The organism is Arcobacter iocasae (assembly GCF_042214795.1).
Lineage (GTDB): Bacteria > Campylobacterota > Campylobacteria > Campylobacterales > Arcobacteraceae > Arcobacter > Arcobacter iocasae.
On record NZ_CP090177.1, the window covers coordinates 2,274,683 to 2,289,876 of the forward strand.

The 15,194-nt window shown below is 30.7% G+C and carries 13 protein-coding genes and 1 pseudogene; all 14 read right to left on the reverse strand.

The annotated features are described in order from the left end of the window. Positions 1-53: 53 nt before the first annotated feature. The gene (locus LXN10_RS11390) at positions 54-665 is read right to left on the reverse strand and encodes a molecular chaperone TorD family protein (RefSeq protein ID WP_375723137.1); all 612 of its coding nucleotides are present in this window, start codon (positions 663-665) and stop codon (positions 54-56) included. Then, positions 658-2,331, reverse strand: coding sequence for an ATP-binding protein (locus LXN10_RS11395; RefSeq protein ID WP_375723138.1), 1,674 nt, complete (start codon positions 2,329-2,331; stop codon positions 658-660). The genes LXN10_RS11390 and LXN10_RS11395 overlap by 8 nt, the downstream gene beginning before the upstream one ends. Positions 2,332-2,572: 241 nt before the next feature. Next, positions 2,573-3,523 carry a cytochrome b/b6 domain-containing protein gene (locus LXN10_RS11400; RefSeq protein WP_375723134.1) on the reverse strand — a complete coding sequence of 317 codons (951 nt, stop codon included), beginning with the start codon at positions 3,521-3,523 and terminating at the stop codon, positions 2,573-2,575. A 9-nt stretch (positions 3,524-3,532) separates the two neighbouring features. After that, positions 3,533-4,129 carry a formate dehydrogenase FDH3 subunit beta gene (gene fdh3B, locus LXN10_RS11405; protein WP_013134773.1) on the reverse strand — a complete coding sequence of 199 codons (597 nt, stop codon included), beginning with the start codon at positions 4,127-4,129 and terminating at the stop codon, positions 3,533-3,535. A gap of 10 nt (positions 4,130-4,139) precedes the next feature. Next, on the reverse strand, positions 4,140-6,941 hold the full coding sequence (locus LXN10_RS11410) for a molybdopterin-dependent oxidoreductase (RefSeq protein WP_375723135.1): 2,802 nt from the start codon (positions 6,939-6,941) through the stop codon (positions 4,140-4,142). 15 nt (positions 6,942-6,956) lie between these two features. Beyond that, complete coding sequence (locus LXN10_RS11415; RefSeq protein ID WP_375723136.1) at positions 6,957-7,181, reverse strand: twin-arginine translocation signal domain-containing protein; 225 nt, start codon at positions 7,179-7,181, stop codon at positions 6,957-6,959. A 79-nt stretch (positions 7,182-7,260) separates the two neighbouring features. Further along, positions 7,261-7,872, reverse strand: coding sequence for a molecular chaperone TorD family protein (locus LXN10_RS11420; RefSeq protein WP_375723137.1), 612 nt, complete (start codon positions 7,870-7,872; stop codon positions 7,261-7,263). After that, entirely contained in the window at positions 7,865-9,538 is a 1,674-nt protein-coding gene (locus tag LXN10_RS11425) for an ATP-binding protein (RefSeq protein ID WP_375723138.1), read from the reverse strand. Before LXN10_RS11425 ends, LXN10_RS11420 begins: the two co-directional genes overlap by 8 nt. A gap of 159 nt (positions 9,539-9,697) precedes the next feature. Then, the gene (locus LXN10_RS11430; RefSeq protein WP_375723139.1) at positions 9,698-10,597 is read right to left on the reverse strand and encodes a formate dehydrogenase subunit gamma; all 900 of its coding nucleotides are present in this window, start codon (positions 10,595-10,597) and stop codon (positions 9,698-9,700) included. 13 nt (positions 10,598-10,610) lie between these two features. Then, positions 10,611-11,201, reverse strand: a complete 591-nt coding sequence (gene fdh3B, locus LXN10_RS11435; protein ID WP_375725342.1) for a formate dehydrogenase FDH3 subunit beta — start codon at positions 11,199-11,201, stop codon at positions 10,611-10,613. 12 nt (positions 11,202-11,213) lie between these two features. Further along, positions 11,214-13,712, reverse strand: coding sequence for a formate dehydrogenase subunit alpha (locus LXN10_RS11440; RefSeq protein ID WP_375725343.1), 2,499 nt, complete (start codon positions 13,710-13,712; stop codon positions 11,214-11,216). 105 nt (positions 13,713-13,817) lie between these two features. Further along, positions 13,818-14,060, reverse strand: a pseudogene (locus tag LXN10_RS11445) (twin-arginine translocation signal domain-containing protein); the annotation flags it as partial. A gap of 12 nt (positions 14,061-14,072) precedes the next feature. After that, positions 14,073-14,333 (reverse strand): Tat pathway signal protein, encoded by a 261-nt coding sequence (locus LXN10_RS11450; RefSeq protein WP_375723140.1) that lies wholly within the window; start codon positions 14,331-14,333, stop codon positions 14,073-14,075. Positions 14,334-14,413: 80 nt separating this feature from the next. After that, on the reverse strand, positions 14,414-15,115 hold the full coding sequence (locus LXN10_RS11455; RefSeq protein WP_375723141.1) for a TorD/DmsD family molecular chaperone: 702 nt from the start codon (positions 15,113-15,115) through the stop codon (positions 14,414-14,416). Positions 15,116-15,194 lie beyond the last annotated feature (79 nt).

A 15,194-nucleotide genomic window follows, 5' to 3' on the forward strand; every position in this document is an offset into this window, starting at 1 on the left:
AAAAGCCCCCTTAAAAATTCCACAAAATTTTTAAGGGGACTTTCTATCCTTTTTTATTTATTTGGTTTTGCTATATCCAAATAAGTTCTCTCAAAATTACAAACATTTCCTAAAATTAGTCCCACAGGACTATATATAGGATCATCTGAAGCAATCAATTTATAAAAAAGTTCATCACAATATGGATTGATAACATCTTTAAATAACTCTTTTTGTAAATCTTCTTTTATCTCATTTGCTATTTGTTGTTCTATTAAATATGTACTTAAAGTAAAAATAAAACCATAATGATCCTCAGGTGCAGAAAATGATTTTTCATCTTTTCTAATTTTTGTTTTAGCTAAGATATCCCTTACTTTTAATTGCATATAACCACCTTCTCTCTCTTCGTGATACCAAGAAGCACTCAAAGATACGAAAGTACCAAATGGCACAATAAAAAGTTCTTGAAATCGTCTATAAATTTTTTCATTTCCATTCTCTTTTAAATACTCTAAAATCTCAAGTGCTGCTTTTCTAACATCTTCATCAAATGAATTATTTGATAGTGTTTCAAGATTTTCAACTATTTGCTCTGTTTTATTTTTAGAGTATTCTTCTACAAATAATAAAGATAATAAGTTATATAAAAAAAGTCTTGCTTTATCAATTTCTAAATTATGCATCTAATAATCCTTGTTTTATCATAAGTTTTGCTTTACAATCTTCACAACAATATAATGTTCTTTGTTTTACGGGATTTGAAGCAAATAAGGGACTCATGATAGCTGCGATTTTGTTAATAGCTTTTGTTGTAGCAAACTCTTTACCACATTCAACACAGGCAAATAGTTCATCTTGTGCTAAGATTTCTTCTGTAAACCAAGTTTTATTTAAGTGAATTACATCTGATTCAATACTAATACAATCAGCTTCTGGACAAGTAACTAAACAGTATCCACATGATGTACATAAACTTGAATTTATTCTAAGTGTATTATCTCTGGCATCGGCTACTAATGCATCGACGTTACAGGCTCCCACGCATGATAAACATAAAGTACAGTTCTCTTCTTTTACTTGAATTTTTCCATAATGAACAAATTCTCCTGTGCTAACTGTTCCTAAATCCTCATCTCCTACTATATGTTTTAATCTAATTGCAAAGATTTCTCTTTTTTTAGAACTTGTATGATTAAATGTAAATCTTGAGTTTTCTATTAAGTCTACTTCTTTTAAAGCCTCACTTAATTCTTCTTCATTAGCTGCAACTATTACTGCATCTTTTGAGTATTTTTTTTGATAAATTTGATTGATGATATCAATAGCATTTCTTGTTCCTTTTGATAAAAAGTCACTATAAAAAACAACTTGTGAACCTGATTCTTGTGCTATTGTAATAAACATTGATTCATCTAAAAATTTTTCACCATCAATTGCAAATGGTAAAACATTCTCTTTTAAATCTATAGATAAGTTTTCCATATTCATTTTACTTGGAATAATTAATGGAATTTTTCCGCTATAAAATTTTGAAACTTCATAAATAGAAGTTCTTGACATTGGTGTATATTCAAGTGAACCTGATGGACAAATACTAATACATCCACCACAACCAAGACAATCAACCATAGAAAAAGATAGAGTTTTTGTTTTATCATCTTTTGTTATTGCAACTGTTGGACAAACATCTTCACATCTTGAACAAATCTCTTCTCTTCTTTCATGATATTGACAAATAGAAGAATCATAAGTTATGAATTTTCTGTACTCATAGTTTTCAATATTATCTTTTAATTGTTTGATTACTTCATCTAAACTTGAAAGATTTGGATCAAAGGTTCCACTTTGTTTTAAACCTTCTTCTTTTGCATCAAACCAAACAATTTGAGAAACATTTAAAGTAACATCTTTACCTTCATCATCAACTATAACACTTAAGTTTCCTATATGTCCAGAAATAGATTTTAAAAGATCTGTTGTGATATAAAATAAATTGAAATCTTCATCTAAGGTCTTTTCTACAAAAATTTTATACTCTTCTTCATTATTCGCTATTAATAAAACTTCATTATTTAATTCTTGATTATAAGAAATATCTTGTGATAAATCATACTTAGTAGCTGCTATTTCATAAAGTGTTGATACATTTTCGATTTTGTTTGATAAAGAATCTTTAGAGTTTTTGATATAAAAATCTACTTCTTTAGCGGTTAGTTCACTTTTGATAAGTGGACTGTTAGATATTAAAAAGTCTGATTTTGCGCCATCTTCTATATTTGATGTTACAAAAATTTCCTCACTAATAGGAAAATCCAATCCGTTGGGATTATAATAAATAAATTCTTGCATAAACTATGCCCTTTGGTTAAATATATTTAATCTAATTTTATAAGCATAATCTTAAAATATACTTAAATAGTTAATTAATTTTTACCAATAAGTATTTGTGCTACAAATTGTTAATGTTTTATTTGATTTTTAAGTAAATAATATGGAATTGAGATATTTTGAATAGTCAACTTTAAAAAGTTGACTAAAATCTTGAGGAAAAAGGGAGAAGTTTTCACTTCTCATAGGCGTTGTCATGCCATTATCCTTTTTTATTTTCTAAATCTTCTAAAATGTCAGGTGCAAGTTGTTGTAAATGCTCTCTTGGATATTTACCAGTAATTAAACCTTTAAAATTTCCTTTAACAGCAACTAAAACAGAATACACAAAATCTAATAAAAAGAACATAATCAATACACTAGCACCGAAGTGTAGGTAAAGTAAGGCTCTTTTAAGTTGAATAAATTGAGCATTAGTATAAGCATCTGGATCAATGTACCAAATAATACCACCACTAAGTGCTAAACCTGCTCCCATTGCTACAAATGCTATAAAAATTACCCTTTTCATAGGCTTAAATTTACCCGGAAGAATAATCTTTTTAATAATACTATTTTTTATCAAAAGTTTTGCATCTTTAAAAGCTATTATTGTCATCATAAACCATAAAGGTATCCAAACTAAACCAGTAACCTCATGAGTACCTCTTAATATATAAGGAATAAAACCACCACCACTTCTTAAACTCCAAGTGATGTTGAATCCAGTAATAACAAGAGTTATAATAATAACAACATTTAACCAAATTATGGCTCTATGAAATAAAGAGAATACTTGAACTTGGTCATTAGGATTTGTAATAACTGCACTTTTTCTTCCATAAAAAGCATACATGAAACAGAAAATTGCAATTTCACCACAAAAAACCCACCAAATGTAAAGTTGTCTTTCATTACTTGCTCTTATAATTTCAGGAGCAATAGATTCATAACTAGGTCCAAATGCTGCATCAACCATAGCTTTATGAGTAGAAGAGGGAGGAGTTAAAACTCCATCCACATTTCCACCTGTGATAACATGAATTGAATATCTAATCAAGTAATCCCAATCCATAATCATGAGATACTTAACAAATATAAATCCAACAATTGATAGCCCAAGAAGTGTAAGAATATAAGCTTTGTTTCTACTATAAAATGAGCTATTTTCCATTATCTATCCTTACCAACCATATGATTCAGTAGCGATACCTTTACCTTTGAAAGTAGCTCTATAAGTTTTGATTAAAGCAACTTCATCAGCATCACCAACAAGTAAAGCTTTAGTAGAACACATTGCTGCACACATAGGAACTTTACCTTCACTAATTCTATTTTGACCATATTTTTCAAACTCTTCATGAGAGTTAGTCTCTTCAGGACCACCAGCACACATAGTACATTTGTCCATTTTACCTTTTGTACCAAATGCACCATCTTTTGGAAATTGAGGAGCACCAAATGGACAAGCGAATAAACAATAACCACAACCAATACAAATATCTTTGTTGTGTAAAACAATACCGTCTGTTCTAATATAAAAACAATCAGTAGGACAAACTTGTTGACAAGGTGCATCAGCACAATGCATACAAGCCATAGAAATAGAGATTTCTTTTCCTACAATACCTTCATTAACAGTAACTACTTTTCTTCTATTAACTCCAACTGGAACTTCGTGTGCCTCTTTACAAGCAACAACACATCCATTACAGTCGATACAAAGATTTTCATCACAGTAAAATTTCATTCTTGAAAAATCTACATTATTATTACTCATTTTGTATCTCCTATGCTCTTTCAATTCTTACAAGAGAACATTTAGTCTCAGGACAAGAAGTTTGTTGGTCAAAACCGTAACTTGTAACTTGGTTAGAACTTTCACCACTTCCATAAGGAGCAGTTTTATCAGGATATCTACCTAAAAGACTTTCACCTTGCCAAACACCTGAGAAGTTTTGTGGTAAGAATACTGATTTTTCATCAACTCTATAAGAGTATTTACATTTGATTCTTATTTTCCCTTCACCAGTTCCATAAACCCACATCATCTCACCATCTTTAATACCTAAAGTTGCTGCAAGATTTGGGTGTAACTCCCCATACATTTCACCTGATAACTCAGATAAATATTTAGACGCTCTTGTTTCTGTTCCAGACCCCATGTGTTCAACAATTCTTCCTGAAACAATATTTATTGGATAATCTTTTACCCAAACTTGTGCATTTTGTTCAGTTTCATATCTTACATTTGTTCTAAAGTGATTTAATCTATCTTTAACAGCTGGATATCTTTTCACTAAATCAGGTCTAAATGAGTGTAAAGGTTCTCTGTGTTTTGGAATATGATCAATAAAGTTCCAAACAATAGCTCTAGCTCTTGCATTTCCATAAGGAGCAAGTCCAGCAGCAAGTGCATATTTATTTAAAATTCCACTATCATCAGTTTTCCAGTTTTTACCTTCAACCGCTTTTTTCTCAGCATCTGTTAATGTAATTCCTGCTAATTCTTCAATGTTTTTAGCTGTAATTTCAGCATATCCACCATTGATTCTACTGCCTTTAGGAGCTGAGCCTTCAGCTGATAATAAATTAACACCATCTCTTTCTAAACCAAATCTATTTCTAAATCCCATACCACCTTGAGCAACAGGAATATTAATATTATATAAAACTGGGCTTCCTGGATGAGTTTCAGTCCAACAAGGCCAAGGTAAACCATAATATTCTTTCTCAACTGGACCTCTTCCTTTTAAAGAAGTAGACTCAAATAAGTGCCAATTTTCAGTATGTTTTTTAATTCTAGCTGCAGTTCGTCCTTGCATACCAATAGTTTTTAAACTTCTTGCAATTTCATCTGTAGCATCTTCAGGCCATTTAAATTTATCACCTTTACCCATACCTGCAATATATTGATCATAAAATCCTAATCTTTTTGCAAAGTCAAATAAGATGTCTTGATCTTCTCTTGCTTCATATAGAGGTTCAATTACTTTAGTTCTCCATTGTGCACTTCTTGCAGTATTTACAACTGTTCCATCTGTTTCAACTTGTGTAGAAGCAGGTAATAGAAATAAATTATCATTTCTTGTTGTAATAACAGCGGCATCATTTACAAATGGATCTATAAATACAACCATTTCTAATTTATCTAATGCTTCTTTTACTTTATGTGTTTGAGTAATAGTAGAAATACCATTACCAATACAAACTAAAGCTTTAATTGGAGTATCAGCATTATTTTTTTCATTTTCTTTATCTAAAACACCATGAATCCAAAGCCCAAGACTAAACCCTTTAGCTTCCATCATCTCTTTAGTTTTAAATCTTCCTTTTAGCCATTCATAATCAACATTCCATTGTTTCGCAAAATATTTCCAAGAACCTTCACTTAATCCATAATATCCTGGAAGTGTATCAGCCAAACATCCTAAGTCTGTTGAACCTTGAACATTATCATGACCTCTTAAAATGTTACATCCACCACCTGGTTTACCTAAGTTACCAAGAGATAATTGCATAATTGATCCCAATCTTGTATTTGAAGAACCGATTGTATGTTGTGTCCAACCTTGATTCCAAATCAAACATCCAGGATCAGCTGTTGCAAATGCAGTTGCAGCTTGAATAAGAAGTTCTTTAGAACAGCCAGTTATATCTTCAACATGTTCAGGAGTATACTCTTCACACTCTTTGAAAATATCGTCCATTCCATAAACTCTATCAGCAATAAATGATTTATCATACCATTTATTCTCACGAATTAATCTAATAATTCCATACAAAAATGCGATATCTGTACCTGTTCTAATTCGACAGTAAAGATCACTTTTTGCAGCAGTTTTTGTAAATCTAGGATCTACAACAATGATTTTTGCCCCATTTAGCTGTTTAGCTTTTAATATATGCTGCATAGCAATAGGATGGTTAGAAGCAGGATTTGCTCCAAAAATAATAATAGCTTTCGAGTTTTGCATATCACCTATATGATTTGTCATAGCTCCGTATCCCCACGTATTTGCCACACCGGCAACTGTTGGACTATGTCAAATTCTAGCTTGGTGATCTATATTATTTGTTCCAAACATAGCTGCAAATTTTCTAATATAGAAAGCTTGCTCATTACTTACTTTTGCTGATCCTATAAATTGAACTGAATCTGGTCCGAATTTATCTCTAAGTGCCATTAGTTTATCACTAACTTTACTCATAGCATCATCCCAAGAAAGTCTATTCCAAGTACCATTTACTTTTTCGATTGGATATTGCAGTCTATTAGTTGTTCTTGCTTTATCAATCATATCAGCACCCTTACAGCAGTGACCTCCGTGACTTATTGGATGGTCTTGTGCAACCTCTTGTCTAACCCACACCCCATTTTGTACTTCAGCAATAACACCACATCCAACTGAACAATGCGAACAGATAGTTTTAATAAGTTTTGAACCAGGATAAGGATTTTTGATTTCCTCTTCACTAGCAGCTCTTAATACTTTATCCGTACTTGCAAAGGCAGATGTCGCTGTTACAGCTGTAGCAAGAGAAGCCATTTTTAGAAAACTTCTTCTTCCAAAGCTCTTAAGCATTTGCATTTTTATCTCCTTTTGTTATTTTGCAGCTTTATAAAATTCATTCCATGCAGCTGTCTTTTTGTAAAGAATCTCTTTTTTCTTCGCACGACCAGTAACTACACCGTTTCCAGCATTATTTACTTCACCACGATCTCTACTTTCAGAAGTCGCAGCAGTAGCAACAACTGAACCTGCAAGAACTGTTGCCGCAATTCCAGCTCGTTTGATGAAATCACGTCTTTGGTTTAATTCATCCGCCATGATAACTCCTTTTTTAAATTTGGGTAAAAAGCCCCCTTAAAAATTCCACAAAATTTTTAAGGGGACTTTCTATCCTTTTTTATTTATTTGGTTTTGCTATATCCAAATAAGTTCTCTCAAAATTACAAACATTTCCTAAAATTAGTCCCACAGGACTATATATAGGATCATCTGAAGCAATCAATTTATAAAAAAGTTCATCACAATATGGATTGATAACATCTTTAAATAACTCTTTTTGTAAATCTTCTTTTATCTCATTTGCTATTTGTTGTTCTATTAAATATGTACTTAAAGTAAAAATAAAACCATAATGATCCTCAGGTGCAGAAAATGATTTTTCATCTTTTCTAATTTTTGTTTTAGCTAAGATATCCCTTACTTTTAATTGCATATAACCACCTTCTCTCTCTTCGTGATACCAAGAAGCACTCAAAGATACGAAAGTACCAAATGGCACAATAAAAAGTTCTTGAAATCGTCTATAAATTTTTTCATTTCCATTCTCTTTTAAATACTCTAAAATCTCAAGTGCTGCTTTTCTAACATCTTCATCAAATGAATTATTTGATAGTGTTTCAAGATTTTCAACTATTTGCTCTGTTTTATTTTTAGAGTATTCTTCTACAAATAATAAAGATAATAAGTTATATAAAAAAAGTCTTGCTTTATCAATTTCTAAATTATGCATCTAATAATCCTTGTTTTATCATAAGTTTTGCTTTACAATCTTCACAACAATATAATGTTCTTTGTTTTACGGGATTTGAAGCAAATAAGGGACTCATGATAGCTGCGATTTTGTTAATAGCTTTTGTTGTAGCAAACTCTTTACCACATTCAACACAGGCAAATAGTTCATCTTGTGCTAAGATTTCTTCTGTAAACCAAGTTTTATTTAAGTGAATTACATCTGATTCAATACTAATACAATCAGCTTCTGGACAAGTAACTAAACAGTATCCACATGATGTACATAAACTTGAATTTATTCTAAGTGTATTATCTCTGGCATCGGCTACTAATGCATCGACGTTACAGGCTCCCACGCATGATAAACATAAAGTACAGTTCTCTTCTTTTACTTGAATTTTTCCATAATGAACAAATTCTCCTGTGCTAACTGTTCCTAAATCCTCATCTCCTACTATATGTTTTAATCTAATTGCAAAGATTTCTCTTTTTTTAGAACTTGTATGATTAAATGTAAATCTTGAGTTTTCTATTAAGTCTACTTCTTTTAAAGCCTCACTTAATTCTTCTTCATTAGCTGCAACTATTACTGCATCTTTTGAGTATTTTTTTTGATAAATTTGATTGATGATATCAATAGCATTTCTTGTTCCTTTTGATAAAAAGTCACTATAAAAAACAACTTGTGAACCTGATTCTTGTGCTATTGTAATAAACATTGATTCATCTAAAAATTTTTCACCATCAATTGCAAATGGTAAAACATTCTCTTTTAAATCTATAGATAAGTTTTCCATATTCATTTTACTTGGAATAATTAATGGAATTTTTCCGCTATAAAATTTTGAAACTTCATAAATAGAAGTTCTTGACATTGGTGTATATTCAAGTGAACCTGATGGACAAATACTAATACATCCACCACAACCAAGACAATCAACCATAGAAAAAGATAGAGTTTTTGTTTTATCATCTTTTGTTATTGCAACTGTTGGACAAACATCTTCACATCTTGAACAAATCTCTTCTCTTCTTTCATGATATTGACAAATAGAAGAATCATAAGTTATGAATTTTCTGTACTCATAGTTTTCAATATTATCTTTTAATTGTTTGATTACTTCATCTAAACTTGAAAGATTTGGATCAAAGGTTCCACTTTGTTTTAAACCTTCTTCTTTTGCATCAAACCAAACAATTTGAGAAACATTTAAAGTAACATCTTTACCTTCATCATCAACTATAACACTTAAGTTTCCTATATGTCCAGAAATAGATTTTAAAAGATCTGTTGTGATATAAAATAAATTGAAATCTTCATCTAAGGTCTTTTCTACAAAAATTTTATACTCTTCTTCATTATTCGCTATTAATAAAACTTCATTATTTAATTCTTGATTATAAGAAATATCTTGTGATAAATCATACTTAGTAGCTGCTATTTCATAAAGTGTTGATACATTTTCGATTTTGTTTGATAAAGAATCTTTAGAGTTTTTGATATAAAAATCTACTTCTTTAGCGGTTAGTTCACTTTTGATAAGTGGACTGTTAGATATTAAAAAGTCTGATTTTGCGCCATCTTCTATATTTGATGTTACAAAAATTTCCTCACTAATAGGAAAATCCAATCCGTTGGGATTATAATAAATAAATTCTTGCATAAAATATGCCTTTGGTAAAATAAATTTTACCAAATTCTACAAGCACATTTTTAAGTACAACTTAAATAGTTAATTAATTTTTACTATTAGTTTAATTGTGTTACAAATAGTTAAGTTCTTTACTTAATTATTAAGTAATCTTCTAAAAAAGAAGATTACTTATATTTTTTTCTCTTTTTTTAATTCTTTATAGAAAGTACTATGAAGAATTTCAACTTCTTCTTCTTCTTTAAATCCAGTTATAATAGAATGTATTGCACCTTTTATTGCAAAAACAGACATATAAACATGGGTAAAGAATAGTGCAGAAACTGCCATTCCAAATACATTATGTACAATTGCACTTAATCTTAGGAAATCAATTTGTGATAATCCCATAGAGGCTGCTATTCCAAGTTTAAAATCTTGAAAGTACATCACTGCACCAGTAATGATCATAATAATTCCACCTAAAGTACATATCCAAAACCACATTTTTTGTCCTGCATTAAATCTTCCTGCTGGAATGGGGTCTTTTCTTTTATTTAAATATCCACCAAGTATCATCATCCATTTTATATCATCAGATGTTGGTAACATATCTTTAAACCACATTATTAACATAGGTAGTACTGCTACTGCAAAAAATGGTGTTGAAATTGCATGTAACTCTTTTGCTATTCTTACAAATTCTCCTCCTCCAAAAGTTGAACCAAATATCATGATAAATCCTGTTGGGATTAATACAATAAATGAAAATCCTGCTATCCAATGGATTAGTCTATGAAACATAGTAAATACATATATTTTTTTTCTATCATGGGCAAAAATCATTGGTCCAATAATATAATAGTGGATTGAAAATACGGCTGGGACTCCTAATAAAATCGCTAAAAATACTATTGAAAAATATTTATCTTGTAATACTGTAAATAGTTTTCCTAAGTGTAGAGTTCCTTCTTTGTTATAAGCCAAGATATTAGCTACTAAATCTTTTCCAAAAATAGCACTTTCGGTATTTGCAGCAAATGCAATACCTGATAGTGCTATGATTAAGAATATTATATTTCTTATTTTCATATTAATTCTTTCTCTACAATTTAGAAGAAGACCAAGATTTAGAATCGAGGTTATGATTATGTCCTCTTGACAAAACTCTTTTTCTAAAGATTTCTGTAACTTTTTCCGCATCTCCTACTAAAAGTGCATTTGTAGAACATACAGCTGCACACATAGGAACTTTACCTTCAGCAATTCTATTTTGACCATAAAGTTCTCGCTCTTCTTCTGAGTTAGTTTCTTCTGGACCACCTGCACACATAGTACATTTATCCATCTCACCTTTTGTACCAAAGGCTCCATCTCTTGGAAATTGAGGTGCTCCAAAAGGGCAGGCATATAAACAATACCCACACCCGATACATTTATGTTTATCATGAAGTACTATTCCATCTTCTCTTATATAAAAACAATCAACTGGACACACCTTTTCACAAGGTGCATCTGTACAATGCATACAAGCAATAGATAAAGAGTATTCTAATCCTTCTATTCCTTCATCAATTGTAATAACTTTTCTTCTACTAATACCAGTTGGTAATTCATGAGCTTCAGAGCAACCTACAGTACAAGCAAAACATTCGATACATCTATCTTCATCACAATAGAATTTCATTCTAGCCATTTCACTCATCTCCTAGTCCTCCGCTTTCACAATTTTACATAATCCAGCATTGAACTCTGGTATTTGAGTTATAATATCAAAACCATAATTCGTAATTGTATTCGAACTTTCACCTATTGCATATGGTTTAGTTCCTTCTGGATAATTAGCACTCATATCAACACCTTGCATAACTCCTGCAAAGTTGTATGGTAAAGCAATTCTATCTGGTGTAACTCTTTTACTATAGTGTGCTTTTACTTTTATTTTCGTACCTTGTGGTGAATGTAACCACATCATATCACCATCTTGAATACCATGACTTTGTGCTAGTTCAGGATGAATATTTGCAAACATTTCTGGTGTAATATGAGAAAGATATTTACTAGTTCTTTCTAACATTCCAGCACCACTTAAATTTACAACTCTCATAGTAACTAACATAGTTGGGAACTCTTTAGACCAATCTTGTGCCATTTGCTCTGATTTAAATCTAACATCAACTCTAAAGTTGTTTTTTTGATCCTCATATGTTGGATATTTTGTAACTAAATCCATTCTTGGTGAGTGAATTGGTTCTCTATGCAATGGAGTTTGATCAGGGAATGTCCAAACTTTTGCTCTAGCTTTAGCATTTCCGTATACACAAACACCTGCTTCATCACATTTTTCTTGAATGATTCCACTAATATCTGTTTTCCAGTTTGATCCAATTTTTCTTTTCTCATCTTCACTTAATTTGATTCCAAGAACTTTTTCTATGTTATCTCTTGTGATTTCTGGATAACCACCTTTGATTTTTGATCCTTTAACTGAAACACTTTCATCTGGTAGTTGTGAAACTCCATTATGTTCTAGTCCAAATCTATTTCTAAATCCCATACCACCTTTACTAACTGGTGTATCAACATCATAAAGAATTGGGCTTCCTGGGTGTTTTGTTGTCCAAGATGGCCATGGTAAACCATAATACTGACCTTTCATTTTCCCTTGTCCTTCTAAAGTCAATGGGTCAAATAAATTCCAGTTTTCTTGGTGTTCTCTTAATCTTTTTGCAGTCCATCCACCAAGACCAATAGTTTTTACAATTCTTGCTAATTCATCTGCTGCATCATCTGGCCAAACAAAGTCTTTTTTAACTTCTTTTAATTCACCATCTACAACTTTCATTTTCATAGCTTTTGTATATTCATCATAAAAACCAAATTTTTTAGCAAATTCAAACATTACATCATGGTCTGTTTTACTTTCATATAAAGGATCAACTACTTTTGTTCTCCATTGAGAAGTTCTATTTGTAGCTGTAACACTTCCTTCTGTTTCAAACTGAGTTCCAACAGGTAAAATATAGACATTGTCTTTTTGATTTGTAATTACTGCCGCTTCATTTACAAATGGTTCTGCAATTACTAATAAATCCAATTTATCTAAGGCTTCTTGAACTTTTACAGTTTGTGCCATAGAGGTAATACCATTACCTTGAACCCATAAAGCTCTAATAGGACTTGAAGAGTATGTTTTTTCTTCTTGTAATACACCTTGCCACCATTTAGCTAAAGAAAATCCTTTTGCATTCATCCATTTTGGAGAATAAAATCTATCTTGTAACCATTTATAATCTACACCCCAAGCTTTTGCATAATATTTCCATGATGCTTCACCTAATCCATAATAACCAGGTAAACTATCAGCAAGACAGCACATATCAGTAGAACCTTGAACATTGTCATGTCCTCTAATAATATTACATCCACCACCTTTTTTACCCATATTTCCAAGTACTAATTGTAAAATTGGAAGAATTCTAGTATTTGATGTCCCTGTACTATGTTGAGTAATACCTAAAGCCCAAACAACAGTCATTGGTTTAGTTTTTGCTAAAAGAGTTGCTATTTGAATAATTTGTTCTTCTGAAACACCTGTAACATTTGCTGTTTCTTTAGGAGTCCATTTTTTAGCTTCTTCTCTAACTTCATCCATTCCATATACTCTATTTTCTATGAAACTTTTATCTTCCCAACCATTTTTAAATATAACATGTAATAATCCATATATAAATGCTACATCTGTACCTGTTCTAATTCTTAAATAATGATCCGCTTTTGCAGCTGATTTTGTGAAAACTGGATCTATTACAATCAGTTTTGCATTGTTTCTATCTTTTGCTTGTAAAAAGTGTTTAAATCCAATTGGATTTGAAACAGCTGAATTTGCTCCAATCATAAAAATAGCTTTTGAGTGTCCGACAACATCACCAAAATGATTTGTCATAGCGCCATAACCCCATGTATTCGCCACACCGGCGACAGTTGCACTATGTCAAATTCTAGCTACGTGATCGATGTTATTCGTACCCCACATTGCTGCAAACTTTCTGAAATAAAAAGCTTGTTGTAAATTAAATTTTGCTGATCCTAAAAACATTGATGCATCAGGACCATTTTCTTCTCTTATTTTTAACATTTTTTCAGAGATTTCATTAATAGCAGTTTCCCAAGAAATTCTTTGCCATTTACCAGCAACTTTTTTCAATGGAAATTTAACTCTTTGTTTACTTTTAACTAAATCAATTTGGTCAATACCTTTACAACAATGACTTCCTTCACTAATAGGATGATCTTGTGCTACATCTTGTCTTACCCAAACACCATTATGTACTTCTGCAACAATTCCACATCCAGCAGAGCACACGCTACATATTGTTTTTACTTTCTTTGAACCAGGGAAAGGATTTTTTACTTCTTCTTCTGTTGCTTCTCGTACTTTGTCATTTGAAGCAAATAATGAAGTTGCTCCAATTCCTGCACCAACAGAAGCTAGTTTTAAAAAGTTTCTTCTTCCTAATTTCAAAGATAAGTTATCGAGTATATTTTTACCCATAATTCTATATCCTTAATTACTTGATTTATAAAAAGCTTCCCACTCAGGTGTTTGTCTATATAAAATCTCTTTTTTAGGAGATTTTCCAACCACAACACCATTTGAAGCACTTTTCTCATTACTACTAGCCATTGCCGCAGTAACACCAGTTGCAGCAATAACTGCACTTGTACCAAGAGCTTTTTTAATAAAGCTCCTTCTTTGTTCTTTCATATTTTTCTCCCAAGATAAATTCTCATTAAGAGATAATTCAAAAAAGTAAACTTTTTTCAACTATCCCTTATTTGTAATGGTTACATATAGAAATGTCCTTAAAGTGACATATCAAGCCAAAAAAGGTTAAATATAAAAATTTAAAGACTTTTTGGCTTGTCAAAGTTTCTTTTATCTTTTTTTTTAAAGTTTTTTTTAGTTCTATGATAAGTCTCTTCTTCATTTCTAACTTTATTATTGTTTGTTTTTATATTTAAATATGCTCTTTCAAGTTCGATAAAAACTTTCAACAAAATTGCAGTTTCTTTGTAAAAAACACTACTTTCATGTGAGTATAATTTTCCAATAAATAAATCAATTACATCATTTAATATTTTTAAATAAACATCATTAACTAAGTCATTTTTATTTTCTGAAAAATCCTGTTCAATTAATGTTTGTAAAAAACTAAATATAAAACTTACATGATCTTCTGCTTCTTTAAAGTTTTCATTATCTTTTCTAAATTTAGATTTTAATACGAGATTTGTCATCTCAACTCTTTTTTGTCCATCATCTCTGTCTTCTGAATAATAAGAAGCAGTTGTAGGAATAAAAGAAGTACTAGGACTAAAAAAAACATCATTGTTCTCTTCTTGTAATCCTTCCTGTCCTTTATCTTGAAGAAAAATTTTCATCATTTTTAAAGCATTATCGCTATATTCATCTAGTGGATTTTGACTTAACAGATTTATTGTATTTTGTATATTTTCATATTTCTCAGTATTATCTATAAAAGAAAATAGAGATGAAAATAGTCCATAGTAAAGAGCTCTTGCTTTATTTAATTGTTGTGTATTCATAATATTCATCCTTTAATATTGTTAATAATTTTTTAATTAATATTTGATGTACGAATAAGTTTTGCATATGAAGTGGTTT